Annotated in this window: 21 protein-coding genes and 2 pseudogenes; 4 read left to right on the forward strand and 19 right to left on the reverse strand. The window is 60.6% G+C overall.

The window, feature by feature from the left end; genetic code table 11:
• Positions 1 to 2: 2 nt before the first annotated feature.
• Together V6L81_RS16550 and V6L81_RS16555 are read right to left on the reverse strand one after the other, a co-directional pair.
• Complete coding sequence (locus V6L81_RS16550) at positions 3 to 980, reverse strand: bifunctional MaoC family dehydratase N-terminal/OB-fold nucleic acid binding domain-containing protein (RefSeq protein WP_095021156.1); 978 nt, start codon at positions 978 to 980, stop codon at positions 3 to 5.
• Positions 981 to 1033: 53 nt separating this feature from the next.
• On the reverse strand, positions 1034 to 1807 hold the full coding sequence (locus V6L81_RS16555; RefSeq protein WP_095018441.1) for an SDR family oxidoreductase: 774 nt from the start codon (positions 1805 to 1807) through the stop codon (positions 1034 to 1036).
• Between the two features lie 143 nt (positions 1808 to 1950).
• On the opposite strand from V6L81_RS16555, the gene V6L81_RS16560 reads away from it, so the two are divergent.
• Positions 1951 to 2736: an enoyl-CoA hydratase gene (locus V6L81_RS16560; protein WP_169917220.1), complete on the forward strand. Its 786-nt coding sequence runs from the start codon at positions 1951 to 1953 to the stop codon at positions 2734 to 2736.
• Between the two features lie 59 nt (positions 2737 to 2795).
• Here V6L81_RS16560 and V6L81_RS16565 read toward each other — a convergent pair whose 3' ends face one another.
• Positions 2796 to 4223, reverse strand: coding sequence for an FAD/NAD(P)-binding protein (locus V6L81_RS16565; RefSeq protein WP_338660167.1), 1428 nt, complete (start codon positions 4221 to 4223; stop codon positions 2796 to 2798).
• Positions 4224 to 4297: 74 nt separating this feature from the next.
• A pseudogene (locus V6L81_RS16570) lies at positions 4298 to 5700 on the reverse strand (LLM class flavin-dependent oxidoreductase).
• Positions 5701 to 5961: 261 nt separating this feature from the next.
• Between V6L81_RS16570 and V6L81_RS16575 the strand changes: the two are divergent.
• Entirely contained in the window at positions 5962 to 7188 is a 1227-nt protein-coding gene (locus tag V6L81_RS16575) for an acyl-CoA dehydrogenase family protein (protein WP_095018437.1), read from the forward strand.
• Positions 7189 to 7282: 94 nt separating this feature from the next.
• On the opposite strand, the gene V6L81_RS16580 is transcribed toward V6L81_RS16575, so the two are convergent.
• From V6L81_RS16580 to V6L81_RS16635, 12 genes and pseudogenes are all read right to left on the reverse strand, one after another.
• A complete protein-coding gene (locus V6L81_RS16580; protein ID WP_338660168.1) occupies positions 7283 to 8260 on the reverse strand; it encodes an ABC transporter permease in 978 nt (325 codons plus the stop codon).
• Positions 8257 to 9252 (reverse strand): ABC transporter permease, encoded by a 996-nt coding sequence (locus tag V6L81_RS16585; protein ID WP_095032379.1) that lies wholly within the window; start codon positions 9250 to 9252, stop codon positions 8257 to 8259. Before V6L81_RS16585 ends, V6L81_RS16580 begins: the two co-directional genes overlap by 4 nt.
• Positions 9239 to 10783, reverse strand: coding sequence for a sugar ABC transporter ATP-binding protein (locus V6L81_RS16590; RefSeq protein WP_095026156.1), 1545 nt, complete (start codon positions 10781 to 10783; stop codon positions 9239 to 9241). Before V6L81_RS16590 ends, V6L81_RS16585 begins: the two co-directional genes overlap by 14 nt.
• Entirely contained in the window at positions 10780 to 11727 is a 948-nt protein-coding gene (locus V6L81_RS16595; protein ID WP_238705493.1) for a sugar ABC transporter substrate-binding protein, read from the reverse strand. The genes V6L81_RS16590 and V6L81_RS16595 overlap by 4 nt, the downstream gene beginning before the upstream one ends.
• Positions 11728 to 11978: 251 nt before the next feature.
• Positions 11979 to 12905, reverse strand: a complete 927-nt coding sequence (gene catA, locus V6L81_RS16600) for a catechol 1,2-dioxygenase (RefSeq protein WP_095018433.1) — start codon at positions 12903 to 12905, stop codon at positions 11979 to 11981.
• Between the two features lie 42 nt (positions 12906 to 12947).
• On the reverse strand, positions 12948 to 13238 hold the full coding sequence (gene catC / locus V6L81_RS16605) for a muconolactone Delta-isomerase (protein WP_095018432.1): 291 nt from the start codon (positions 13236 to 13238) through the stop codon (positions 12948 to 12950).
• Positions 13239 to 13365: 127 nt separating this feature from the next.
• Positions 13366 to 14484: a muconate cycloisomerase family protein gene (locus V6L81_RS16610; protein WP_095018431.1), complete on the reverse strand. Its 1119-nt coding sequence runs from the start codon at positions 14482 to 14484 to the stop codon at positions 13366 to 13368.
• A 27-nt stretch (positions 14485 to 14511) separates the two neighbouring features.
• Positions 14512 to 15273 (reverse strand): 1,6-dihydroxycyclohexa-2,4-diene-1-carboxylate dehydrogenase, encoded by a 762-nt coding sequence (locus V6L81_RS16615; protein WP_095018430.1) that lies wholly within the window; start codon positions 15271 to 15273, stop codon positions 14512 to 14514.
• A 20-nt stretch (positions 15274 to 15293) separates the two neighbouring features.
• Positions 15294 to 16306, reverse strand: a pseudogene (benC, locus tag V6L81_RS16620) (benzoate 1,2-dioxygenase electron transfer component BenC).
• A 69-nt stretch (positions 16307 to 16375) separates the two neighbouring features.
• Positions 16376 to 16864, reverse strand: coding sequence for a benzoate 1,2-dioxygenase small subunit (gene benB, locus V6L81_RS16625; protein WP_094999990.1), 489 nt, complete (start codon positions 16862 to 16864; stop codon positions 16376 to 16378).
• Positions 16861 to 18219 carry a benzoate 1,2-dioxygenase large subunit gene (benA, locus tag V6L81_RS16630; protein WP_094999989.1) on the reverse strand — a complete coding sequence of 453 codons (1359 nt, stop codon included), beginning with the start codon at positions 18217 to 18219 and terminating at the stop codon, positions 16861 to 16863. Before benA ends, benB begins: the two co-directional genes overlap by 4 nt.
• A 214-nt stretch (positions 18220 to 18433) precedes the next feature.
• Positions 18434 to 19390, reverse strand: coding sequence for an AraC family transcriptional regulator (locus V6L81_RS16635; RefSeq protein WP_095023288.1), 957 nt, complete (start codon positions 19388 to 19390; stop codon positions 18434 to 18436).
• Between the two features lie 191 nt (positions 19391 to 19581).
• On the opposite strand from V6L81_RS16635, the gene V6L81_RS16640 reads away from it, so the two are divergent.
• Both V6L81_RS16640 and V6L81_RS16645 read left to right on the forward strand, forming a co-directional pair.
• Complete coding sequence (locus V6L81_RS16640) at positions 19582 to 20916, forward strand: amidohydrolase (RefSeq protein WP_095018428.1); 1335 nt, start codon at positions 19582 to 19584, stop codon at positions 20914 to 20916.
• Between the two features lie 539 nt (positions 20917 to 21455).
• Positions 21456 to 21785, forward strand: a complete 330-nt coding sequence (locus V6L81_RS16645; protein WP_094999986.1) for a hypothetical protein — start codon at positions 21456 to 21458, stop codon at positions 21783 to 21785.
• Positions 21786 to 21837: 52 nt separating this feature from the next.
• Here the strand turns inward: V6L81_RS16645 and V6L81_RS16650 are convergent, their stop codons facing one another.
• The 3 genes from V6L81_RS16650 to V6L81_RS16660 all read right to left on the reverse strand — a co-directional run bounded on the left by V6L81_RS16650 (position 21838) and on the right by V6L81_RS16660 (position 24179).
• Positions 21838 to 22299, reverse strand: a complete 462-nt coding sequence (locus V6L81_RS16650; RefSeq protein ID WP_095021165.1) for a hypothetical protein — start codon at positions 22297 to 22299, stop codon at positions 21838 to 21840.
• Between the two features lie 198 nt (positions 22300 to 22497).
• Positions 22498 to 23427, reverse strand: a complete 930-nt coding sequence (locus V6L81_RS16655) for an FAD-binding protein (protein ID WP_338660169.1) — start codon at positions 23425 to 23427, stop codon at positions 22498 to 22500.
• Between the two features lie 2 nt (positions 23428 to 23429).
• Positions 23430 to 24179: an electron transfer flavoprotein subunit beta/FixA family protein gene (locus V6L81_RS16660; protein WP_133145057.1), complete on the reverse strand. Its 750-nt coding sequence runs from the start codon at positions 24177 to 24179 to the stop codon at positions 23430 to 23432.
• Positions 24180 to 24187 lie beyond the last annotated feature (8 nt).

Consider the following 24187-nt stretch of genomic DNA (forward strand, 5'->3'; position numbering starts at 1 on the left):
CCTTACTCGACCACAGGTCGGAATAGCGGCAAGGTCAACTCGCCATCGAAGGTCTGGAACTCAAGCTGCAAGGGCTGGCCAATACGCAGGTCCTCGCGCTTGGCGCCTGCAAGCCCCGCCACCAGACGCACGCCCTCCTCCAGCTCGATCAGGCCGATCGGGTTGGGATGGTCGAACGGGGCAACTTCGGGGTAATGCATGATCACAAACGAATACAGGCTGGCGCGGCCGCTGGCCTGCACACTGTCCCAATCAAACGAGTGGCATTCGATGCACACCGGCGCCGGCGGATGACGCAAGGTCTGGCACTGGGTGCAGCGCTGGATCAGCAGCTTGCCGGCGTCACAGCCTTCCCAGAAAAACCGCGTGTCATCGCTCATGCCCGGCTTCGGTCGTTTGACCACCGCAGCCGCTTCGGCCTTGGCCGGAGCGGCCTCGACCGCATGGTTGTTGGCCGGGCGAAACTTGAATACGCGAAACAGCAACTGGCCAACGGCCTCGTCGCCACTTTTGTGTTCAACGAAGTAGTCCATCACCAGGGTGACAAAGAAGCCGGTGCCCAGACCGGTGGTTTTTTCGTCGCCCACCGAGTCAAGCCGCGTGGTGTAGTAGAGCTTTTCACCCGGACGCAGGTTGCGCTCGAAGGTCAGTTCGGAGTTGACCGCGACCACCGACGGATAACCGTAGGACTCAATCAGCTTGAGCACTTCATAGGGGTTTTCGGTGGTCGAGCCGGGGGCATAGTTGTTTATGTGAAAACCTTCCATGCACCACACCTGCAACATCGCAGGCGGCGCCACCAGCCCGTCCTGGGCGCTGTTGGCGGCAAAGGCCGGGTCGGTGTAAAGCGGGTTGTCGACGCCCATGATCTCGCACCACTGGCGGATCATCGGGGCGTTGACTTCGTCCCAGGCGTAGACGCGACCATATTCACGCCCCACCAGGGCGCGCACGTCGGTTAGCAATTGAGAATCAGCCAAGTTCGTCTCCTGCGTGTCAAGTGCAGCAACCGGGTGGTCGCCGCTGAAGGTCGTCAGTGCGCAGCGCTCAAAAAAGCCGGGCGTTCGCCGCCGCCGTGCAACAACAGGTTGCAGCCGCTGGCATAGCCGGCCAGGGGTGATGCGATAAACAGGCAGGCGTTGCCGATGTCTTCGGGCAGTGCCATGCGCCCGGCCGGGATCCCGGCGCTGACCGCCGCGATGCCTTGTTCGTCGCCAAAATGCAGATGGGCCTGCTCGGTGCGCACCAGCCCCGGACTGACCGCCACTACCCGCACCCTGGGTGCCCACTCCACGGCCAACGACTGCACCAAAGCCAGCACCCCGGCCTTCGCCGCGCCATACGCGGCGGTGCCCGGCGATGCGCGCAAGGCACTGATACTGCCGATAAATACGATGCAACCACCCTCGTCCTGTTGCTGCATAAGGGCATTGGCCTGCTGGGCAACGTTTAGCGGGGCGATCAGGTTGAGACGGATAATGCTTTCGTGAAAACGCGGCGAGACGCTGGCCGCATCGGCCGGCGGGCTGCCGCCGGCATTGTTGATGAGCACATCGAGGCGGCCGAAATCGGCGCGAATGCCTTCGAACAGTGCCTGGAGCGAGTCCGGGTCGCGCACATCGCAGGCCATGAACACCGCCTGTGCCGACCCCGCCCGGGGCAACACCTCGGGGGTTGTCCTGCCACATACGATCACCCGTGCCCCGGCTTGCAGAAAGCTGCGGGCGATTCCGGCGCCGATGCCTTTGGTGCCGCCGGTGACCAGCACCACCTTGGCGCTGTAATCCAGCCCTGAGAGTTGACCCATGACATGCTCCTTTTCTACTGATGGAGCCACTCTAGGGGCAATCCGGGGGCTGCTCGTCGTCTGAACGGACGATGAATCACGACCGGGTGAACGCAACAATCCAGCGCATGCTGTGGTGACAGCCCCCGTCAATGAGGAACCCCATGACAGATCCATCTGCCGCGCCGGTACTACTTGAATTCCCGAGCCCGGGCGTGGCCCTGCTGCGTCTGAACCGCCCCCAGGCCACCAACGCCCTGAGCCTTGAGCTGCAAGCGCTGCTGTCGCGTCACTTCACCGAGCTGGCCGAGAACCCGAACGTGCGCTGCATCCTGTTGACCGGTGGCGACAAAGTGTTTGCCGCCGGTGGCGATATCAACAGCATGGCCGGAGTCGGCCCGATCGATATTTACCAGCGTCATACCGAACGGCTGTGGGCACCCATCCAGCATTGCCCCAAGCCGGTGATTGCGGCGGTGTGCGGCTATGCCTATGGCGGTGGCTGCGAACTGGCGATGCTGGCGGACATCATCGTGGCCGGGCGCAGCGCCAAATTTTGCCAGCCGGAAATTCGCATCGGCATCATGCCGGGTATCGGCGGCACTCAACGGCTGGTGCGGGCGGTCGGCAAGGCCAAGGCGATGCGCATGGCCCTGACCGGGCAGCCGATTACCGCTGAAGAGGCCTGGATTTCGGGACTGGTGAGCAACGTTGTCGACGATGCCGAGGTCCAGGCCTATGCCCTGGAGATGGCGCAACTGATCGCCGCCATGCCGCCGCTGGCAGCAGAACAGATCAAAGAAGTGATTTTGGCCGGGGTTGACGGGCCACTGGAAACGGGCCTGGCGCTGGAGCGCAAAGCCAATGCACTGCTGTTTGCCTCCAGGGATCAAAAAGAAGGCATGCAGGCGTTTATTGAAAAACGGGCGGCTCGCTTTGAGGGCAATTAATTCATTTCAAACAAAAGCCCCCCCAACCCCCTGACTGCGAGAGAAGGTCGGGGGGGGTATTACAGCGACGCCAATCGCTCAGCCAATGCCTTGGCCTGCAAGGCAACATCGGTTACCGCGGTACTTTCCCACCACATGCCGCGCAATGGCGGGCCCATCGCAAACAACCGCTGTACGGGCTCGGCCTGCGCATTCAAAACCGCGCCGCCCGCATCGGCGGCAATGCCCAGCCCCAGATTGCCGGGCCGTATCAACCCGCGCTGCAACAGCTGGCGTGGCAAGGGTTTATCCACCCGGCGCCAGTCGTACTCGATGCCGGTGGAGTTGATCAGGCCATCACCCTCAATCCATACCGCTTCGGATTGCCCGCGATAACGCAGCCGGATCCGTGGCCCTGAGCTATCAACCCCTTGCAGCGACGCCGCATGGATGGTCAGCCGCCCTTCCTCGAGCAGACGCTGCAACAAGGCATCACCCTGAGGCGGCGAACGGTGATGATGGCTCTCCCACCAGGGCCGCACATGGCGTACAAACTGACGGCGCTGGGTATCATCGGCCTGACTCCAGAGCCTGGCGATATGCACGCGCACGGTGTCCAGCGGTGCCTGCCAGTCGATCCCGAGGGACTGGGCCAGGGTACATTGGCGGCGCAGTTCACGCAGCAGCTGCAAAGGACTGCGAAGGTCCGGGGCCAGGCTGAGAAAATCTTCCCATACCGGCGGCTGGCGTCGCACATGGGGCAACAGGCCATGCCGGGAAAAAACCTCGATCGGCCCTCGGTGTCCCGCCTGGTTCAGGGACTCAAGGGCATCCACCATGGTCAGCCCCGAGCCGATAATCAGTACCCGGGCATCCACCGGCAGCGCACGCAAAGCCTGGACATCCCAAGGGTCCAGCGCTGCCGCGTTGAGGCCACTGGACTGGCGCTGCGCCGTGCGGGCCGCCGGGAACATGCCGGTGGCCAGGACCGCAACACCGGCCTGCCACTGGCTACCGTCCTTGAGTGTGGCGATAACACCCTGCTCCGGGGTTTGCAGATCGATCACTTCATCACGCACATGGCTCAGGCTTGAGCCCTGCGCTGCGCCGATGGCCTGTGCTTCGGCCAGACGCTGGCGGGCATACACACCAAACAGCCCTCGCGGCGGGAACAGCTCGGCAACCGGCACCTGCTGCACCCCGGACTCGGGCCAGCCACCCCCGGCGATATGAGCCTGCAGCCAGCGGGTCAGGTCGTCGGCATCATCCGGTTCGACGCTCATGCGCGCGGCATTGCCGTTAAGGGTATGGCCCAGCTCGGTGGCGCTGTAGGCCTCGCCCCGGCCCAGTTCGGCCCGGGGTTCCAGCACCACGATATGCCGGGCACCCGGCAAGCGCAGCAGTTGCATGGCCAGCAAGGTACCGCTCAGGCCACCGCCAACAATCAGAATATCGGCCGTGCGGATGGCAGGGGTTGCCTGTCCGCTTGGCACATCACTTGAGGTCATTCACTCGTTCCTGGATTTATTGAGCGCTGAACGCAGAGTCAGTCACTGACCCTGCCTGTGTCCAGCCCCTGGTTTCAAGCAGGCTCTGTTGCGCGGCTGCGATTGAGTTCGCCCAGGTTGCGGTAGCCCGCCCCCCCGGATGCCCGTGTGCCAGACGCGGACCTTCGCCAAACAGCTTCTCGCGCAGGGTGCCCGGCGCGTAGTCCTTCTTGTACACGCCGCGCTTTTGCAGTTCCGGCACCAACAGCTCGACGGCATCGATAAAGGTCTCGTGGGTGATGGCGTAAGCCAGGTTGAAACCGTCCACATCGGTCTCGGCCACCCATTCTTCGAGCAGGTCAGCCACGGTTTCCGGGCTGCCGACAAACAGCGGGCCAAAGCCGCCGATGCCCACCCAGTCGGCCAGGGCATTGGGGGTCCAGACAGTGTTGGGGTCCGCCGTGGAAAAGGTCTCGACCGCCGACTGAATGGCATTGGTGTGCACATGTTTGAGCGGCTCGTCAGGCTTGAACTGACTGAAATCAATGCCGGTCCAGCCGCTGATCAGGGCCATTGCGCCTTCGTAGCTGACGTAGCTTTTGTATTCTTCGAACTTGGCCTTGGCCAGGGCATCGGTCTCGCCGAGGATCACTGTCTGCAGATTGAAAATCAGGATTTTGGCAGGGTCTCGTCCGGCTTCGGCCGCACGGCGGCGGATATCGGCGACGGTTTTTTTCAACAGCAACTTGGACGGCGCCGCGACAAACACGCACTCGGCCTGCTCGGCGGCAAACTGCTTGCCCCGGCCGGACGCCCCTGCCTGATAGAGCACCGGAGTGCGCTGCGGCGAGGGTTCACAGAGGTGAATGCCCGGCACCTGGAAATGTTTGCCGTAGTGGTGGATTTCATGAATTTTGCTCGGGTCGCTGAACACCCGTCGCTCGCGGTCGCGCAGGATGGCGCCCTCTTCCCAGCTGCCTTCCCAGAGCTTGTAGCAAACTTCCAGATATTCCTGAGCATAGTCATAGCGCGCATCGTGCTCGGTCAGCGCTTGCTGCCCGATGTTCCTGGCGCCGCTTTCCAGATACGAAGTGACAATATTCCACCCTGCACGGCCTTTGGTCAGATGGTCAAGGGTCGACAGCCGACGGGCGAACGGGTACGGATGCTCAAACGACAATGAGGCGGTCAGGCCAAACCCCAGGTGCTCGGTCACCAGCGCCATCGGCGGGATCAGTTGCAGCGGGTCATTGACCGGCACCTGCACGCCCTGGCGGATCGCCGCATCGCCATTGCCGCGATACACGTCATAGATTCCCAGCACATCGGCGATAAACAGTCCGTCGAACTTGCCACGCTCAAGGATCCTGGCCAGGTCTGTCCAGTATTCAAGGTCCTTGTACTGCCACGAGCGATCACGGGGGTGGGCCCACAAGCCCGGGGATTGATGACCGACACAGTTCATATCGAAGGCATTGAGACGGATTTCACGGGACATCTAATTACTCCACAGCAAGGCTTTTGAAAGCGCTATTGCACAGGCCGTGCCGGACATGCCCCAGCCTTGCGAGTACGAGCCTGCTTGCCCGCGCAAGGATTCTTGGTGCTCATTGCAGTGCGATTTGCGTACAACCTGATTGTTAACTGTTGCTCAGCAGTCAGTTGCCAAGGCCTGACTCCCGGTTTTGCGGGCTCGTCGCCTGCGGCACAAACCCTGCAACCCCCCACGACAGGAACCTTCCATTTCAGGAGAACTGCCATGACCGCATCACCTCTGTCCGTGGGCACCGACTACGAGACCCTGGCCAATCGTTTTCGCCCGCTGTTTCGCAAAATCGCCGCCGGCACGCTTGAACGCGAACAGGCCCGCGAGTTGCCCCATGAACCTATCCGCTGGCTCAAGCAGGCAGGTTTTGGCGCAGTGCGGGTGCCGATTGAATACGGCGGCTCCGGAGCGTCCATCGGCCAATTGTTCCAGTTACTGATCGAGCTGGCCGAGGCCGACTCCAATATCCCGCAAGCCCTGCGCGGCCATTTTGCCTTTGTCGAAGACCGTCTCAACGCTTCGCCAAGCCCGGAACGCGGGGCATGGTTCGCACGTTTTGTGGCGGGCGAGCTGGTGGGCAATGGCTGGACTGAAGTGGGCGCGGTAAAACTGGGGGAAATCCTCACCAGGATCACCCCCCACGGCGACAAGTACCTCCTCAACGGCGCCAAGTACTACAGTACCGGCAGCCTCTTTGCCGACTGGATAGATGTCTATGCCCAGCGTTCGGACAACGGCGCCGATGTGATTGCCCTGGTGCATGCCCATCACCCCGGCGTCACCCAGAGCGATGACTGGGACGGCTTTGGCCAGCGCACCACGGGCAGCGGCACCTCGGTGTATGTCGACGTGCCGCTGAGCGCCGAACACGTAATCCCCTTCGAAACACGTTTCAAATACCAGACCGCTTTTTACCAACTGGTGCTGCTGGCCGTACTCGCGGGTATTGGTCGTGCGGTGGAGCGCGATATTGCGCAAGAAGTGCGTGAACGCAAGCGGGTGTTCAGCCACGGCAATGCCGAGACCGCCAGTGGCGATGCGCAAATCCTGCAAGTGGTCGGGCAGATATCGGCTCAGGTCTACGCAGCCGAGGCGCTGACCCTACGCTCGGCCGAACCGCTGCAGAGGGCCTATGTCGCACGCCTGGCCGAGGATATTGAGGCCGAGCGCCTGGCCAATATCGACGCCGAAATCGAGACTTCCAAAGCCCAGGTGGTGGTGTCGGAATTGATTCTGCGGGCCACCAGCGATCTGTTCAATGCGCTGGGAGCCTCCGGGGTCAGCGTCAGCAAGGCGCTAGATCGCCACTGGCGCAATGCTCGCACTGCGGCCTCCCACAACCCGTGGATCTACAAGGCGCGGATTGTCGGGGACTGGGCGGTTAACGGTACTGCGCCGCTGTATGTTTGGCAGATCGGCAATAGCCTCAAAGCAGGCTAGACAGCGGTGTGGCCGCGGGCCTCGCGATGCAGACAGCGCGGGGCATTCGCACCAGCACAGGGCTGCCACCGCAGGCAAACCAGCCCCTTCAGGCTTACTGCTGCGCCTGCAATCGCCGACTGCCAAAACTGAACGCCAGCACCAGCAAAATCAGCGCCCCGGTCGCCACCTGTTGCCAATAGAAATTCCAGCCGATCAACAGCAACCCATTGGCAATCACATTGATAAACAACACCCCCAGCAGCGTGCCGGGGATGTTGGCGCGTCCGTTGCGACTCAAGGTAGTGCCCATAAACACTGCACCGATGGCATTGATCAAAAACGCATTGCCCGACATCGGTACATAAGCATTGACCGTGGAACTGAGCACAATCCCGGCCACGGCACAGGCCAGCGCGCTGGCAATAAACACCTTGAGGCTGATCTGGCGGATCGACAGGCCCGAATATCGCGCCAGTTGCACCTGAGTGCCAACCGCGAGAATTTCTCGCCCCAACCGCCCTCGGGCCAGAATCACCCCGTATACCGTCGCCACACCCAGCACCAGCCACAAAGGCAAGGGCACACCCAACCATGACATCGCGCTAAGCCCCGGCAACAGGTTCTGCGCGATATAGATCGGCTGCCCACCCTCGGACAGCAACTGCTGAATACTGGTGCCGATAAACAATGTGCCCAGTGTCGCCAGAAATGGCGTGATGCCAAGACCCGCGATCAGCCCCGCATTAAAACCACCCACCAGCGCCCCGGCCAGCAGGGCGCCGGGGATGGCAACGGGCAGGCCATAACCGCCATTTAGCAGCACGACAAAGGCCAGGCTGGCGAAATCCACCGCGGTGCCCACCGACAGGTCGATCCCCCCTGCCGCCACAGCCCAGGTCATGCCCATGGCGACAATCGCCAACAGAACGAAGTTGTTCAGCAGCAGGCTGCTCAAATTGCCCAGGGTCAAAAATCCCGGCGCAGCCACAGCGAAAAACACCACGATCACAACGATCAAGAGCGGCAGAATACCGCGCAGCAGGCGGGATATAAGCACCGCGGATACCGGCGTTGCAGCGAGCGTAGTCATTGTCCACCCTCCTCTTTGCGCAAGGCACTGGACATGGCCACCACCAATAGAATCAGCACCCCCTGCACACCGTTGACCCAGAAGCTGGCGATGTTCAGCAGTTGGAAACCGTTAATCAAGAAACCCAGCAGCAACGTTGCCAACAAGGTGCCGGGGATATTCGCCACCAGCCGCCGGGAGAACACCACACCGAGAAAAGCAATGGCCACTACCGACAGCAGCATGTCCCCGGAACCGGTGGTGCTGCCGCTGAAAAATGCCGCCGAACAAAATGCTGCAACCGCTGCACACAGCCCGGCAATCAGGTAGCTGGAAAACACATAGCGGCCTACGCCCAGCCCGGCCGCCCGCGCCGCCTGGGGGTATTCGCCCACCGCATACAGGCGCAAGCCATAAGGGCTGTGCTGAATCAACAAGCCCAGCAGCAAGGCAACCCCCAGCAACACCCAGGCCAGTACGGGTACCCGCAGCCATTCATCAGTGGCCAGGATGTCGAGCAAGGCCGAGTCGGTGGGCAGCACGCTGTTTTGGGTCAGCACCAGCTCCAGCCCGGCAATCAGGTTCATGCTCGCCAGGGTGGCGAGCAGCGGCGGCAGACGCAGCACCACTACGGTAAAACCGTTCAGGGCACCCACCGCCAGCCCGCAGAGCAAGGTCAGGCCAATTGCTTGCGCGGCGTTCAGCCCCGCATTGTTCAGGCTGCTGTAGACCGCTGCACAGAGGCCCAGATTGGCCGCCAGCGACAGGTCAAGGCCACCCGAAACCACATTGGAACCACCACCAATCACCACACAGGTAAGGCCGAAGGCGAGAATGCCGAGGATCGCCGACTGGGCAAACACGTTGGCGATATTGCCCGGGCTGAGGAAGTTTGGCGCACTCACGGCGAACACCGCCAGAATCAGCAAAAGCGCCAGCAGTGAGCCGCGCCTCAGAAGCAGCAAGCCAAGCCGTCGGGCCAGCGGTTGGACGAGGATTTCAGACGAAGGCATGTGCAGGCTCCCGCTCGCATTCAAGGGCCACAGTGGCTAATTCCCGCGCCCCCGTGGCACAGGCCAGCAAACGATCGCTGTCGACCTCACGGGCATCGAATTCACCGGCCAGCGCACCACGGTGCATCACCAGAATCCGGTCACTAATGCCAATCAGCTCCGGTAAATCAGAAGACAGCACCAGCACCGCCGCACCTTGCTTGGCCAAGCGGCCGATCAGGCGATAGATCTCGACCTTGGCGCCGATATCGATGCCGACACTGGGTTCGTCGAGCAGATACACCGCACAGCCCTTCCCTAGCCATTTACCCAGCGCGACTTTTTGCTGATTGCCGCCACTCAACTGCGAGACCCTGGCGTCATGTCCGGCGGTCTTGATCCCCAGTTCGGCAATCAGCCGATCGCTTTCCCGAACCTGTGCCGCAGAACTCAACAGCCCCCAGCGACTAAAGCGCGACAACCCGGCCAGGGTCAGGTTTTCCATGACCGAAAGCAGTGGTGCAACCCCGTGGCTGCGGCGTTCTTCGGGCACCAGCGCGATACCTTTGCGCACCGCATCGCGGGGCGACTTGAGGCGCGTAAGGCGTCCCTGCAAATGCACGCTGCCCTGCTCGGGCTGCACCAGACCAAACAAAGTCTTGAGCAGTTCCTTGGCACCAGAACCCACCAGCCCGGTCAGCCCCAACACTTCACCTTTGCGCAGGCTCAAGTGGATATCGCGATACGCCAGACCAGCACTGAGCCCCTTCAGTTCAAGCACCACCTCACCCGGCGTTACCACGGCCTTGGGGTACATCTCGCCGACCTCGCGATTGACCATCAACCGGGCAATCTGTGCCGTCGAAGTACTGCGCGGATCGACCACGGCCACGGCACGACCATTGCGCAACACGGTGACCCGGTCGCACAGGCTTTGGATTTCTTGCAGATAATGGGAGATGTACACAATCGTCAGACCCTGATCGCGCAGACGGCGGATAATGGCCAGCAACTGGTCAACCTCGCGCTTGACCAGTGACACGCTGGGCTCGTCGAACACCAGGACTTTCGGCTTGGCCAGCAAGGCCCGGGTAATTTGCAGAATCTGTCGCCGGGCGCTGTCCAGCTCGCTGACCAGCGCCCCGGCGGGGAACTCCAGGTCGAAATACTCACGCAACAACCGTGCGGCCTCGCGGTCCTGGGCACGCCGGCGGATAAAAGGCCCGCACCTGAGTTCGCGGCCGAAGAACAGCGCTTCACCTACGGTAAAACTGGCGGGCAACAAGCGCTCCTGGTGAATGAAATGCACGCCCAGCGCCTCGATCTGCCGCGGGCTCAACGCCGCAAAAGACTGCCCGTCCACTGCCAGGGTGCCACTGTCGGCCCGATGGATACCTGCCAGCACTTTGATCAGGGTTGATTTACCGGCACCGTTTTCACCGACCAGCCCGTGAATGGAGCCTTGCTCGACGCGCAGATCAACGCCATCCAGCGCCCGGGTGGCCCCGAAAGACTTGGTGATGCCCTGCAAATGCAGGGCGGGAGACGTCACTGATCGCCTCGCAGCTTTTGCACCTGCTCAAGGTTCGCAGCAGTAGTCAGCAGGGTCGGCACCTGGGTTTCCCTGGGCAGGTCATGTTGCCCGGCCAGATAGCGCGCAACGTTTTGCACAGCGGTTTTGCCGATCAAAGCCGGTTGCTGGGCTATCACCGCACCGACCGGCGAGTCGCTGCGTTTGAGCAACTCCAGCACTTCGGGCGTGCCATCGACGCCATAGGTCTTGATCTCCGTACGCCCGGCATCCACCAACGCCTTGCTCGCGCCCAATTGCGGAATATCCCAGGCAGACCAGATCGCGGTTACGCTGCCCTTGGGGTATTTGTTGAGCAGTGCACTGACCTGACTGTAGGCGTCCTGCACGGTATTGGGGATCACATCACGCAGTTCGGGATCAATGATTTTCAGCTCGGGATGATCCTTGAGCGCCAGTTTGAGCTGGTCATAGCGGATCGCACACACCGGCACCCCGTAAAAGCCGTTGAACACCAGAATATTGCCCTTGGCGCCACTGTCGGCTACCAACTGGTCGGCCAGATGCTTGCCGGTGGCGACGTTGTCCGATGTGGTGTTATTGAGGCTGTATTGCGACGGCGCATCAATCGTAAACAGAGGAATGCCGGCCTTGCTGATACGCTTGAGCCAGGGATCGATCACGCTCAGGGTGCCCAGGGTCTGGATCACCGCATCGGGTTTCTGGGTGACCACGGTTTGCAGTTGGGTCACCAGGTTTTTATCGTTGCGCCCGGCATCCAGGGTGATCGGTGTGCCGCCCAGGCGCCTGACTTCGGCAACCTGGGCGTCGAAGGCTTTGACATCAAAGTAGTGACTGGTGCCGGTCATGCTGATGGCAATGCGTTTGCCGGCCAGGGAAGGCACATCGTTGTCGTCGGCATGGGCCAGTGTGCCCAGCCCGACGCTGACCACCGCCAGCGCCATGGCCTGCCAGAAGCGTGTAGGGAAAAAGTGCGGTTTGCGCGAGGTGGCTGCAGGCATGACAGTGTTCCTGAAGGGTATTTCCAGGAGCTTTGCACAGACCATGCCGCAGCCCTTTGAGCCAGTGGCGCCGGCGGGCAGCGCTGTGGCACGGTTCCCAGAGCTGCCTGTTTGCCAACAGTCTGTCGGACCACTGTTGCCGGGCAAACACTTGCAGACCGGCACGGGTTCTCAGGCCTCGCTGCAGCCTGCTGTCAAACCTGCTGCAAGGCCCGCGGGCGATGGCTGCGCTGTTCGGCAGCAGGCGCAACGGCCTGTTGCAACTGGAAGTCGAACCTCAACTCGGCATAACGCCCGGCAACACCACGGGCACCGTCGTCGCGAAACTGCACTTCACCCACCAGGCCGTCGCGGGTGGCATAGGCAAAGTCGTCCCACAGGTACTTGTCCCCGGACAGGTTGATCTGGGTGGTCAGGTGACGGTGACCGGGAGCCGAGATAAAGAAGTGCACATGGGCCGGACGCTGGCCGTGACGGCCCAGTTGGTCAAGGCATTCCTGGGTCGGCCCCTGCGGGTCGCAGCCATAGCCCGAGGGCACGATGCTGCGGGCACGGTAGCGGCCCTGGGCATCGGTGATGATACGTCGGCGCAGATTGTACTCGGACTGGCTCTGGTCAAAGAACGAGTAGGTACCCTTGGTGTTGGCGTGCCATAGATCAACCGTGGCACCGGCCAGCGGTTGGCCCGAAAGATCGAACACCTGCCCTTCGAGGAACATCACGGTGGCAACACCCTCCTCGCTGCCGTCGTCCATCCGTGCCAACCCTTCGTACACCGGGGCACCGGCCACATACAGCGGGCCTTCGATGGTACGCGGGGTGCCGCCAGTCTGACCGGCCTGCTCGTCCTTGGCGTCCTGCAACAGGTCGATAAAATGCTCGATGCCCAGCCCGGCCACCAGCAGCCCGGCTTCCGAGCGGCCGCCCAGGCGGTTGAGATAGTCCACGGACTTCCAGAATTCATCTTCAGTGATGTCCAGGTCTTCGATGATTCTGGCGCTGTCCTGCAAGATGCGCAGGATGATGCTTTTCAGGCGCGGGTTGCCGTTATCGCTGGAAAAACCTGCGGCTTCCTTGAAGAAGCGCTGGATGACTTCGGTGTGGGAAATTTTCACGGTCATGGGGCTCACCTCATCTTGTTCTTGTGCAAGGGATAGAAAGCGTTAGCGGTCGTCGCTGTGGATCGAGGACGGGTGGCGGCACAGCCCTTCAATCTCGATATCCATGTAGGGAAAGAGCGGCAATTGCAGCAGGGTGTCATGCAGTTCTTCGACACTGACCACGTCGAACACGCTGTAGTTGGCGTAGTGCCCGGCGATGCGCCACAGATGGCGCCAGGTGCCTTCCTGCTGCAGCCGTTGAGCCAGTTGCTTTTCGTCGGCTTTGAGTTTTGCGGCCTTGGTCGGGTCCATGTCCAGGGGCAGATTTACGGTCATTTTTACGTGGAAAAGCATGGGGCTCTCCTTGAAGAAATAGGGGAAGTGGCTGTGGGAGCGGGCTTGCTCGCGATAGCATCAGCGCGGATGCACCGAGTCGTCTGCATCGCGAGCAAGCCCGCTGCCACAGGGGTTTTTCAGAGTGTCAGCGGCTAAAACGGGCCAGGCGCTCTTCGTCCAGCGTCAGGCCCAGGCCTGGAGTGCGCGGGATATGCAGCTCAAAATCACGGTACTGCGGCGCCTCGGTGACGATGTCTTCGGTCAGCAGCAGTGGCCCGAACAGCTCGGTGCCCCAGGTCAGTTGCTTGAGGGTGAGGAAAACATGGGCCGAGGCCAGGGTGCCCACCGAGCCTTCAAGCATGGTGCCGCCATACAGGGCGATACCGGCGGCCTCGGCGATATGAGCAGTGCGCAGCACTGCACGGGGCCCGCCGTTTTTCGCGATCTTGAGGGCAAATACACTGGCCGCACCGTCCGCCGCCAGACTGAAGGCGTCCTCGACACTTTCGATGGATTCGTCGGCCATGATCGGCGCCGGGCTGCGCAGATTCAGACGCACCTGCCCTGAACGATTAGCCCGGGAAATCGGCTGTTCGATCAGGTCGATACCGTGGTCACCGAGCACCTGGCAACCACGAATGGCCTGGGACTCGTCCCAATACTGGTTGACGTCAACCCGCACACTGGCGCGCTCACCCAGGGCCTTTTTGATCGCCAGCACATGTTTGAGGTCCTGCTCCAGCGGGTTGGCACCGATCTTCAATTTGAAGATGCGGTGGCGTCGCAGGTCGAGCATCTGCTCGGCTTCGGCAATGTCACGGGCAGTGTCACCGCTGGCCAGGGTCCAGGCCACTTCCAGACTGTCGCGCACGCGCCCGCCCAGCAACTCGCTGACCGCCAGCCCCAGGCGCTTGCCCTGGGCGTCGAGCAACGCGCTTTCGATACCCGATTTGGCAAAGGTATTACCCTTGGCAATCTTGTCCAGGCTGTGCATGGCGGCGTTGATATTGGCCGCGGGCTTGCCCACCAGCATCGGTGCCAGATGCGCATCGATATTGGCCTTGATGCTTTCCGGGCTTTCGTAACCGTAGGCCAGGCCGCCGATGGTAGTGGCTTCACCGACACCTTCGATACCGTCGCTGCAACGCAGGCGCACAATCACCAGGGTCTGTTTGCGCATGGTGTGCATGGCCAGCGTATGCGGGCGGATGGTGGGCAGGTCGACGATCAGGGTCGTCAGGCTTTCAATCAGAATTTGGCTCATGGCAGTTGTCCTTTTTTATCAGAGAAGTCAGCCGAGGTCGCCGCCACCCACCGGCAGGGTTACGCCGGTGATATAGGAGGCCTCGTCGCTGGCCAGAAACAGGATCGCGCCGACCTGCTCATCGAGGCTGGCGTAACGTTTCATCAGGCTGCTGTCGAGGGTCTGGTCAACGATTTGCCGGTACCAGACTTGCTCCTCGGGGCTTTGCTCGTTCTCATTGCGCGCAATCCGCCGCGGTGGTGCCTCAGTGCCCCCGGGGGCAGTGGCGTTGACGCGAATCCCGCGCTGGGCATTCTCGAACGCCAGGCAGGCAGTCAATGCATTCACGCCGCCCTTGGCCGCGCCGTAAGGAACGCGGTTGACGCTGCGGGTGGCGATTGAAGAAACATTCACAATCGCCCCGCTGCCCTGTTCGAGCATGTAGGGCAGCGCCGCATGGCAGCACCACAGAGTGGGGAACAGCGAGCGACGAACTTCGGCCTCGATTTCCTCGGCCCGGTAATGCTCGAACGGTTTGGCCCAGATGGTGCCGCCCACGTTGTTGACCAGCACATCGAGGCGGCCAAAGGTATTCACCGCTGCAGCCATCACCCGCACACAATCGGTGTATTGCTCCAGATCGGCAGTCAGGGCCAGCACGCCTTCGCCCTGCAGCTCAAAGACCAGCTCGGAACGGTCCACCGCAATCACTTGCGCGCCCTCGCCCAGCAGACGCTCGCACACGCGACGGCCAATGCCCTGGGCGGCGCCGGTAACCAGCGCGACCTTGTTGTGGAATCGGTTGTTCATGGCTAGCTCCAATCAAAGTGTCAGGCCGCAGCGGCAAACTTCTCGTAGTAGAAATTGGCCGGGGTAATGCCCTGCTCGCGGATATACAGGTTGACCGCTTCCACCATCGGCGGCGGGCCGCACAGGTACACATCGACGTCGCCCTGGTTGAGGTGGCCCGGCTCGATATGCTGGGTCACATAGCCCTTGAGCGGGTGCTGGCTCTGCGGGTTGGCCACGCAGGCGCTGAAGCTGAAATTGGCGATGCGCTCACTCAGGGCATGCAGGCGATCCAGCTCCACCAGATCGAAGTCGTTGCTCACGCCGTAGATCAGATGAACCGGGTAGGCACTGCCCTGCTCGGCGATTTTTTCCAGCATCGCGGTGAACGGCGCCAGCCCGGTACCACCTGCCAGCAACAACAAGGGCCGCTGGATCTGACGCAGGTAAAAGCTGCCCAAAGGGCCCGCCAGGGTCATGCTGTCGCCAGCCTTGGCGATGCCTGTTAAAAAAAGCTGCTCATCAGCCCGCCCGGGACATTGCGGATCAGGAAGCTGACCTCGCCATCCTTTTGCAGGGTGCTGAAGGAATAGGCCCGGCTCTGCCCGCTGCCGGGTACCTGCAGGTTGACATACTGGCCCGGCAAAAACGCCAGACTGCCCAGGGACTCGCCCTTTATCGACAGAGCGATGGTGCTCTCTGACAACTGCTGCACATTGCTGATAACGGCATCAAAACTGGCCTGCTGGGTCTTGCACAAGGTCGAAGAAGCAGGCACCCGCAATACGCAGTCGCTGGCGGCGCGCATCTGGCAGGTCAGCACATAGCCCTGCCCGGCCTCCTCTGCGCTGAGGGCGTCTTCGATATAGTCCTCGCCCAGCTCGTAGCGGCCAGCTTCGGCAAAGCACTTGCAGGTACCGCAGGCACCGTCGCGGCAGTCCAGCGGGATATTGATGCCCTGGCGGTAAGCGGCGTCAGCGACGGTTTCCTGGCCATTGGTCTCGATAAAACGGGTAACTCCGTCTTCGAAGTTGAGGGCAATTTGAAAACTCATAATGTACCTCGCAGGCAATGCCCGGCCCGGGCACCCACAGGCACTCCCAGGCACGCATCACAGCCTTGATCAGATGTGGTAGATGTCGATGACCTGACGCACGTAGTCATTCTTGAGCACGACTTTCTTGGCCTTGATCAGCGGCTGTGGGCCGCGCATGTCGAGGGTGTAAAAGCTGGTGCCGAAGTAGCTGTCGGTGGTCTTGTAGCGAAAGCTGAGGGTGTGCCAGTTAAAACGCACTTGGCACAGGCCGTCGGCCTGGTCGACGATCTCGATATTGCTCAGGTTGTGCGAAGTGCGGGTGTCGGGCACGGTCGCGCTGGAGCGCTCGGTCTTGATGCGGAACACGCGATCTTCCAGGCCACCGCGGCTGCCGTACCAGATCAGCGAGATTTCGCTTTGCGGGTCTTCGGTAAGGCGGTCGTTGTCATCCCAGCACGGCATCCAGAAACTGGCATCGGCGGCGTACAGCTCAAGCCACTGATCCCACTGGCCGTCGTCCAGGTAACGCGCTTCGCGGTACAGAAAATCCCGCACAATGGGGTAAAGGCTGTTCATTGCACAGCCTCCACGGGGATCAGCGCGGGCTCGCCGCCAGCCGCCTTGAGCATGGTTTGCTGCCAGTATTTATGTTGCAGCACAAACAGGCCTTCGTCTTCGGTACGCACCCCGGACAACAGCGGCTTGAGGTCGATTTCTGCGGCGGCGGCATCGGCGCCTTCGACCCAGTGTTCGGCCCCGCGGGACATGTCATTCCAGCCGCGACCTGCACCGTAACCGGTCTGGCAGGAGCGGAACTCTTCCAGATCGTCCGGAGTGGCCATGCCGCTGACGTTGAAGAAATCTTCGTACTGACGGATGCGCTTGGTGCGCGCCTCACTGCTTTCGCCTTTGGGCGCGATGCAGTAGATGGTGATCTCGGTCTGATTCACGGAGATGGGCCGGGCAATGCGGATTTGCGAGCTGAACTGGTCCATCAGGTACACATTGGGGTACAGGCACAGGTTACGCGAGTTCTCGATCATCCAGTCGGCACGGGCCTGGCCGAAATCCCGGGCCAGTTCGTCGCGGCGCTCGTAGGCCGGACGATCTTCGGGGTTGGCCCAGCGGGTCCAGAGCAGCAGATGGCCATGGTCGAAGGAGTAGAAACCGCCGCCGCCCTTGGCCCAGCTGCCGGCGCTCATGGTTTTGATCTCTTCACCTGCTTCACGCAGGGTGCGCTGGTTTTGCGTGGCCGCGTAGTTCCAGTGCACGGAGCTGACGTGATAGCCATCGGCGCCGTTTTCGGCGGTCAGTTTCCAGTTGCCTTCGTAGATATAGGAACTGGCACCGCGCAGCACCTCCAGGCCATCGGCGGACTGGTCGACGATCATGTCGATGATCTTGGCGGATTCACCCAGATGCTCGGCCAGGGATTTCACATCGGGGTTGAGGCTGCCAAACAGAAAGCCGCGATAGGACTCGAAGCGGGCCACTTTGGTCAAATCATGGGAGCCTTCGCAGTTGAAGCCTTCGGGGTAACCGGCGGCGCCCGGATCCTTGACCTTGAGCAGCTTGCCGCTGTTGTTGAAGGTCCAGCCGTGAAACGGACAGGTATAGCTGGCGCGGTTGCCGGTTTTGTGCCGGCACAGCATGGCGCCGCGATGGCTGCAGGCGTTGAGAAAGGCGTTGAGTTCACCGGCCTTGTTACGCGCGATAAAAATCGGCTGGCGGCCCATGGTGGTGGTCAGGAAGTCGTTGACGTTGGGGATCTGGCTCTCGTGGGCGAGGTAGATCCAGTTGCCCTCGAAGATATGGGTCATTTCGAGTTCAAAGAGGTCGGGGTCGGTGAACATCTCACGCTTGCAGCGGTAGATACCCTTGTCTTTGTCGTCTTCCAGCATGGCATTCAAGTAATCGATACCCAGGGACATGGCCAGGGCCTCCGTTGTTATTATCCAGGCCGGGTCAGGTTAGGGAGTCGATGTCCGGGGCACTATCCGTTTACTGCGGATCGTTATCCGGTTAGTGCAGGCAAGACGGGTATTTCAGTGGGAGCGGGCTTGCTCGCGATCCAGGCAGCGCGGTGTTCCGCTGACACCGCAGCGATCCCATCGCGAGCAAGCCCGCTCCCACAAAAGCCGTTGCTCAGTGCCGGCGCTTGAAGGTGCTTGAAGGCAGCTCGCCGTACTGCAAACGGTAGCTTTCGGAAAAACGGCCCAAGTGCATAAAACCGTAATCGAGCGCCAGCTCTGTGAGGCTGCGTACCGTGCAGCTCGGGTCGTTCAGGCAGGCATGAATCCGCGCAAGTTTGCGCTGGCGAATGTACTGCAAGGGCGTCACGCCCAACTGGCGCTCAAACAGGCTGTACAACGAGCGCTGGCTGATACAGGCCTGTGCTGCCAGGTCTTCACCGTTGAGTTCCTGTTTGAGATTGCGCTCGATGTAATCGAGTATGCGCTCAAGACCGGCACTGGCTGATGCCAGGTTTTCACGGCTGATATTGGTCTGCATCAGGGTCAACAGCTTGCTGCCGACAATCTGCGTGTAGTGCTCCTGCACCCGCAGCAGCGGATCGCTGGCCTCGGACTCCTGGCACACCATGCCCAGCAAACCGATAAAGCCCTCCAGCTCATCGAGCCGGTAGTGATTGCGCATAAAGCGCACACCGCCTGACGGCCGCCGCCAACGCTGATCGTCGCACACCGATTCGAGCAATTTGGCCGGTATTTTGAGGATGAACTTTTCGCAATCCTGAGAGTAAGTCAAATCGACCGGATCATCCGGATTGATCACCAGCAACTCCCCCGGCACCAGGTGCTGCTCGCGGTTCGGGCCGCGCCACAGGCAATTGCCGCTGAGCAGCACCTGCAAGTGAAAGATGGTTTCCAGTGCGGGCGAGGTCACGCGCACACTGCCGCCATAACTGATCCGGCACAGATCAAGCTCGGCGAATTTACGGTGATTGAGGCTGGCCAGCGGCCGGGTGGTTCTGGAAAGGCCGATGCAGTGCTGGCCAACATGCTGGTTTACATAGTCGGACACGGCATGTGGGTCGGCGTGTCGGAACACGCTACTGCGTTCACTCAGCAGGCGACTATCCATCGGCAAGGTACTCGGTGTTGTCATTATTATGGGTGTTGTCTGCGCCAGAGTAAGCACGACGGCAATGGCAGGGCAATTGGACACTCGGCTAATGGGCGGTAATCGAACGCTTTTAGCCCGGCGGTTGCGCCGCCTGTGCGAAAAACTGGCTTACCCTGAGCGCCCTAAAAACAACAAACAAGAGACCTTCAATGCTGCCCCGCCTTCGCCATGCCCCTTTGTACCTCGCACTGTTGAGCACGCTGACCAGCACCGGCCATGCGGCTGACCTGAGCTGGGTCGACCCCGCCGTCGCGACGGTCAATGAGCAGGTAATCTCCCTGCGCCACACCCTCCACCAGAACCCGGAGATGGGCAATCAGGAATTCAAGACCGCCGCCCTGGTCGCCGAGCAACTCAAAAGCCTGGGCTTGCAGGTGCGCACCCAAGTGGGCAAGACCGGTGTAGTGGCCGTGCTCAAGGGTGGCCTGCCTGGCCCGGTGATGGCCCTGCGCGCCGATATGGACGCCCTGCCGGTCAAGGAAATGACCGGCCTGCCCTGGGCCAGCACGGCCACGGGAGTGCGCCTGGGCAAAACCGTACCGGTGATGCACGCCTGCGGCCATGACACCCACACCGCCATGCTGCTGGGTGCAGCCAGAGTGCTGGCCGAGCATCGCGATCAGGTCGCCGGCACCGTGGTATTCCTGTTCCAGCCCGCTGAAGAAGGCGCGGCAGACCTGGACGAATTCGAAACCGAAACCCTGGTGGGTGCCCAGGCGATGATCCGCGACGGCGCCCTGGACTCCCCCAAGGTCGAAGCCATATTCGGCGTGCATGTGATGGCGGGTTACCCCACCGGTCATCTGTATTACAAGGCCGGTACCGTGCTCAATAGCAGCGACGGTTTTCGCATCATCGTCAAAGGCCAGCAAACCCATGGCTCGGCACCCTGGAGCGGCGTCGACCCGGTAGTAGCCAGCGCAGGCATTATCAACGGCCTGCAAACCCTGGTCAGCCGCCGGGCTGATCTGACCCAGGGGATGGGCGTGATCAGTGTTGGCACCGTCAATGCCGGTTCTGCAGCCAATATCATTCCCGAAAGCGTGGAAATGACCGGCACCATCCGCAGCAACAGCGCGGCAGTGCGCGACACCCTGCTGAAAAAAATGCCACCCCTGGTGCAAGGCATTGCCAGTGCCTACGAAACCGAAGCCAGCCTGCTGCTGGTCAATCATGCGCCGGTCACCAGCAACGACCCGCAGCTTACCGCCGCGATGGTCCCGGCACTGGAACTGGCTGCGCCAGGCAAGGTGCAGTTGCTGCCGGCGTCCCTGTCGCCCAGCGAAGACTTCTCCTACTACGCCGAAAAAGTCCCGGGCTTGTTCGTATTTTTGGGCGCTACGCCTGAAGGGCAGGACATGAGCAAGGTCGCGAACAACCACAGCCCCTACTTCACCGCCGACGATGCCACCCTGGCCACGGGCGTAAAGGCTCATGTGCAATTTGTGATGAATTACCCGGGGCGGGTGCGCAACAGCAACTGAGTGGGGCTCGCCTACCTTGAACTGCCGAAATAACGGGGGTATCGGCTACGGTTGGGGCATTTATCGGGGATGACCGGCATGCTGAAAATCGACCCGCCAGTCACATATGTAGTGCCTGAAAATAATCACTACATAAGTATTGACGGCTCGATTTTCCCCCAGCATTATGCAGACGTCTTCCCCACCGGAAGCGCTGGAAAGGGTTGTTGCAAGCATGCTCGACGAGCTGTCGGGCTGTTCCGGGATAGGTACTGCCCACAAGGCAGAATTGATGAAGCTGACCTGGCTTGATCGTCCGCGTCAAAGACGACAGGGGCTAGCGAAACGTCCTCAAGAAGCTTGTGGCTGATGCGTCATGTCACTCAGGCATCCTGGTTCACGCTGCTCTCCTTCGCTTTACGCTCTGTATGTAGTGCCGGGTTTTACTACTACATATGACGAACTCAAGACAGATCTGCTTTGGATGGACACTACGTAGCGCTGCATGTGCAGTTGCGCGAATCAATTAGACAGATCAACGAGTAGTCAAGGAGTTAGCCATGAACCTGAATAACCAACCGACTGTTAACGAGCTGGCTCGACTCTTCGCCGCCCAGAAAGACACGCTGAACGACCATATCCTGTGGATCAGCGAAGCCGGTGATGTACGTATCGATCCTGTGACGTCGTGCAAGGAAGAAACCAGATTCGAGGAGGAACGTCCACAAATGCGCGCCCACCTCAAAATGTACCGCCGTGGCCAAGGCTACGTGGGCAAGAAGGCTGCGGCCGATAGCGACTATATGGCGCGCGTGCTGCAAACCCTGACCCTGACCTGGCAAAAGGCTCAAACCGAGCCTGCCCTGGTAAAAGTTAACAGCTACAGCTGATAACCCGGGCCGTACAAAAAAGCCCCGGATAATCTCCGGGGCTTTTTCAATTTCAAACTTGCGGGGTTTTAATGCATGTTTCCGTACCATGGCCACCGCCATTGTAGTCGGGCGCATAGTATGACTTGTGCAGCGTGGTAGTGTATTGCCCCTTGCTGTTCTGGTCACGGGTAATGGTCGCAAGCCCGATGCCTCGATCCGTGGCGGCCTCCTGGCTGTCATTGGCAAAATACATTGCCAATTGCTGACCCTGGGCGGCGGCGTAGCCTGAATAAGTGGCCTTGTCGCCTCCAAGATCCACTTCAAGCGTGAAGGTATAAGCGCCGAAGTTCTGGCTGAAGTTGCTGGATTTCTCATTCACTTTGACACTCAGGTCGCCCTTGAAGGCCCCGTCATGACTGTCAAACCCTGTGCATTTATAGTTGCCGGTTATATACAGCGGATCATTGACTGCCGTATCGGCCAGTGCAGAACCGGTAAACGCCAAACTAAGCGCAACCACAAGAGTATTCATTACATTCCTGGAGAAGTTACCCGACATAGTCTTACCCTCGATACAACGTAATTAAGGATGGGATATTACCGTCGGGAATCTACACTCGAACTTGTACTTGCATCTATAGAACTACAAAACGGATTGTGGCAAAAATTGTGCTGCAAGCAGATGGCTTTATTCCTGCGGGAGCGGGTGAACCCGCCCCCCCTACAGAAGTTAGATCGCCTGTTCCAGCTCAGGCACCGCTTCGAACAAGTCCGCTACCAGGCCGTAATCGGCCACCTGGAAGATCGGCGCTTCTTCGTCCTTGTTGATCGCAACGATCACCTTGGAATCTTTCATCCCGGCCAGATGCTGGATCGCGCCGGAAATACCGACCGCAATGTACAGCTGTGGCGCAACGATTTTGCCGGTCTGGCCGACCTGCATGTCGTTGGGTACAAAACCCGCGTCAACTGCAGCACGGGATGCACCCACACCAGCGCCCAGCTTGTCGGCCAGCGCATACAGGTACTTGAAATTGTCACCGTTCTGCATGCCACGACCGCCCGAGACGACGATTTTGGCAGCGGTCAGTTCCGGGCGGTCCGACTTGGCCAGCTCTTCGCCAACAAACGACGAAGTGCCTGCATCGTGAACCGCTGCAACCGCTTCAACCGCTGCCGAACCACCTTGCGCAGCAACCGGGTCGAAACCGGTGGCGCGTACGGTGATCACTTTGACCGGCGCAGTGGACTGTACGGTGGCAATGGCGTTACCGGCGTAAATCGGACGAGTGAAGGTGTCGGCGCTAACCACCGAAATGATCTCGGAGATCTGATCAACGTCCAGTTGCGCAGCAACGCGCGGCAGGATGTTTTTGCCGTTGGAGGTGGCAGCGGCCAGGATATGGCTGTAGCCAGCGCCCAGCTCTGCAACCAATGGCGCAACGTTTTCAGGCAACTGATGGGCGTAGGCCGCGTTATCAGCAACCAGAACTTTGGCCACACCAGCGATCTGCGCAGCTGCTTCGGCTACAGCGCCAATGCCCTGGCCTGCAACCAGAACGTGGATGTCGCCACCGATTTTGGCGGCAGCGGCAACGGTGTTCAGCGTGGCCGGAGCCAGTGCCTTGCCGTCGTGTTCTGCGATTACCAAGATAGTCATGATTAGATTACCTTCGCTTCGTTTTTCAGTTTCTCGACCAGTTCAGCCACCGACTTGACCTTGATACCCGCGCTGCGTGCAGCCGGGGCTTCCACTTTCAGGGTCGAGTGGGTCGAAGCAGTCGAAACACCCAACGCGTCTGGCGTCAGTACTTCAAGCGGCTTTTTCTTGGCTTTCATGATGTTTGGCAGGGACGCATAACGCGGCTCGTTCAAACGCAGGTCGGTGGTGATGATCGCCGGCAATTTCAGCGAAACAGTTTGCGCGCCGCCGTCTACTTCACGGGTCACGGCAACCTTGTCACCTGCCACTTCAACCTTGGACGCGAACGTGCCCTGACCGAAACCGGTCAACGCAGCCAGCATCTGGCCAGTCTGGTTGTTGTCGCTGTCGATGGCTTGTTTACCCAGGATCACCAGCTGTGGCTGTTCCTTGTCGACAACGGCCTTGAGCAGCTTGGCCACGGCCAGCGAGGTCAGATCTTCGGCGGACTCGACGAGAATGGCGCGATCAGCACCCAGCGCCAGCGCGGTACGCAGCTGTTCCTGAGCGGTGGTCGGGCCGATGGAGACGACGACGATTTCAGTCGCAACGCCTTTCTCTTTCAGGCGTACGGCTTCTTCCACGGCGATTTCGCAGAAGGGGTTCATCGACATCTTGACGTTGGCGAGGTCAACGCCGGAGTTGTCCGCTTTGACGCGCACTTTAACGTTGTAATCGACCACTCGTTTGATACAGGCCAGCACCTTCATTGTTGCTC

This window comes from Pseudomonas bubulae (assembly GCF_037023725.1).
GTDB lineage: Bacteria > Pseudomonadota > Gammaproteobacteria > Pseudomonadales > Pseudomonadaceae > Aquipseudomonas > Aquipseudomonas bubulae.

Bases quoted from the DNA above. Each gene is read 5' to 3' on its own strand.
- V6L81_RS16655 (WP_338660169.1), bottom strand. From the start codon at position 23,427: ATGACTATCTTGGTAATCGCAGAACACGACGGCAAGGCACTGGCTCCG.
- V6L81_RS16595 (WP_238705493.1), bottom strand. From the start codon at position 11,727: ATGGCGCTGGCGGTGGTCAGCGTCGGGCTGGGCACACTGGCCCATGCC.
- V6L81_RS16560 (WP_169917220.1), top strand. From the start codon at position 1,951: ATGACAGATCCATCTGCCGCGCCGGTACTACTTGAATTCCCGAGCCCG.
- V6L81_RS16660 (WP_133145057.1), bottom strand. From the start codon at position 24,179: ATGAAGGTGCTGGCCTGTATCAAACGAGTGGTCGATTACAACGTTAAA.
- V6L81_RS16580 (WP_338660168.1), bottom strand. From the start codon at position 8,260: ATGACTACGCTCGCTGCAACGCCGGTATCCGCGGTGCTTATATCCCGC.
- V6L81_RS16585 (WP_095032379.1), bottom strand. From the start codon at position 9,252: ATGCCTTCGTCTGAAATCCTCGTCCAACCGCTGGCCCGACGGCTTGGC.
- V6L81_RS16635 (WP_095023288.1), bottom strand. From the start codon at position 19,390: ATGGATAGTCGCCTGCTGAGTGAACGCAGTAGCGTGTTCCGACACGCC.
- V6L81_RS16640 (WP_095018428.1), top strand. From the start codon at position 19,582: ATGCTGCCCCGCCTTCGCCATGCCCCTTTGTACCTCGCACTGTTGAGC.
- V6L81_RS16615 (WP_095018430.1), bottom strand. From the start codon at position 15,273: ATGAACAACCGATTCCACAACAAGGTCGCGCTGGTTACCGGCGCCGCC.
- V6L81_RS16610 (WP_095018431.1), bottom strand. From the start codon at position 14,484: ATGAGCCAAATTCTGATTGAAAGCCTGACGACCCTGATCGTCGACCTG.
- catA (WP_095018433.1), bottom strand. From the start codon at position 12,905: ATGACCGTGAAAATTTCCCACACCGAAGTCATCCAGCGCTTCTTCAAG.
- V6L81_RS16565 (WP_338660167.1), bottom strand. From the start codon at position 4,223: ATGACCTCAAGTGATGTGCCAAGCGGACAGGCAACCCCTGCCATCCGC.
- benB (WP_094999990.1), bottom strand. From the start codon at position 16,864: ATGAACAGCCTTTACCCCATTGTGCGGGATTTTCTGTACCGCGAAGCG.
- V6L81_RS16575 (WP_095018437.1), top strand. From the start codon at position 5,962: ATGACCGCATCACCTCTGTCCGTGGGCACCGACTACGAGACCCTGGCC.
- catC (WP_095018432.1), bottom strand. From the start codon at position 13,238: ATGCTTTTCCACGTAAAAATGACCGTAAATCTGCCCCTGGACATGGAC.
- V6L81_RS16650 (WP_095021165.1), bottom strand. From the start codon at position 22,299: ATGAATACTCTTGTGGTTGCGCTTAGTTTGGCGTTTACCGGTTCTGCA.
- V6L81_RS16555 (WP_095018441.1), bottom strand. From the start codon at position 1,807: ATGGGTCAACTCTCAGGGCTGGATTACAGCGCCAAGGTGGTGCTGGTC.
- V6L81_RS16645 (WP_094999986.1), top strand. From the start codon at position 21,456: ATGAACCTGAATAACCAACCGACTGTTAACGAGCTGGCTCGACTCTTC.
- benA (WP_094999989.1), bottom strand. From the start codon at position 18,219: ATGTCCCTGGGTATCGATTACTTGAATGCCATGCTGGAAGACGACAAA.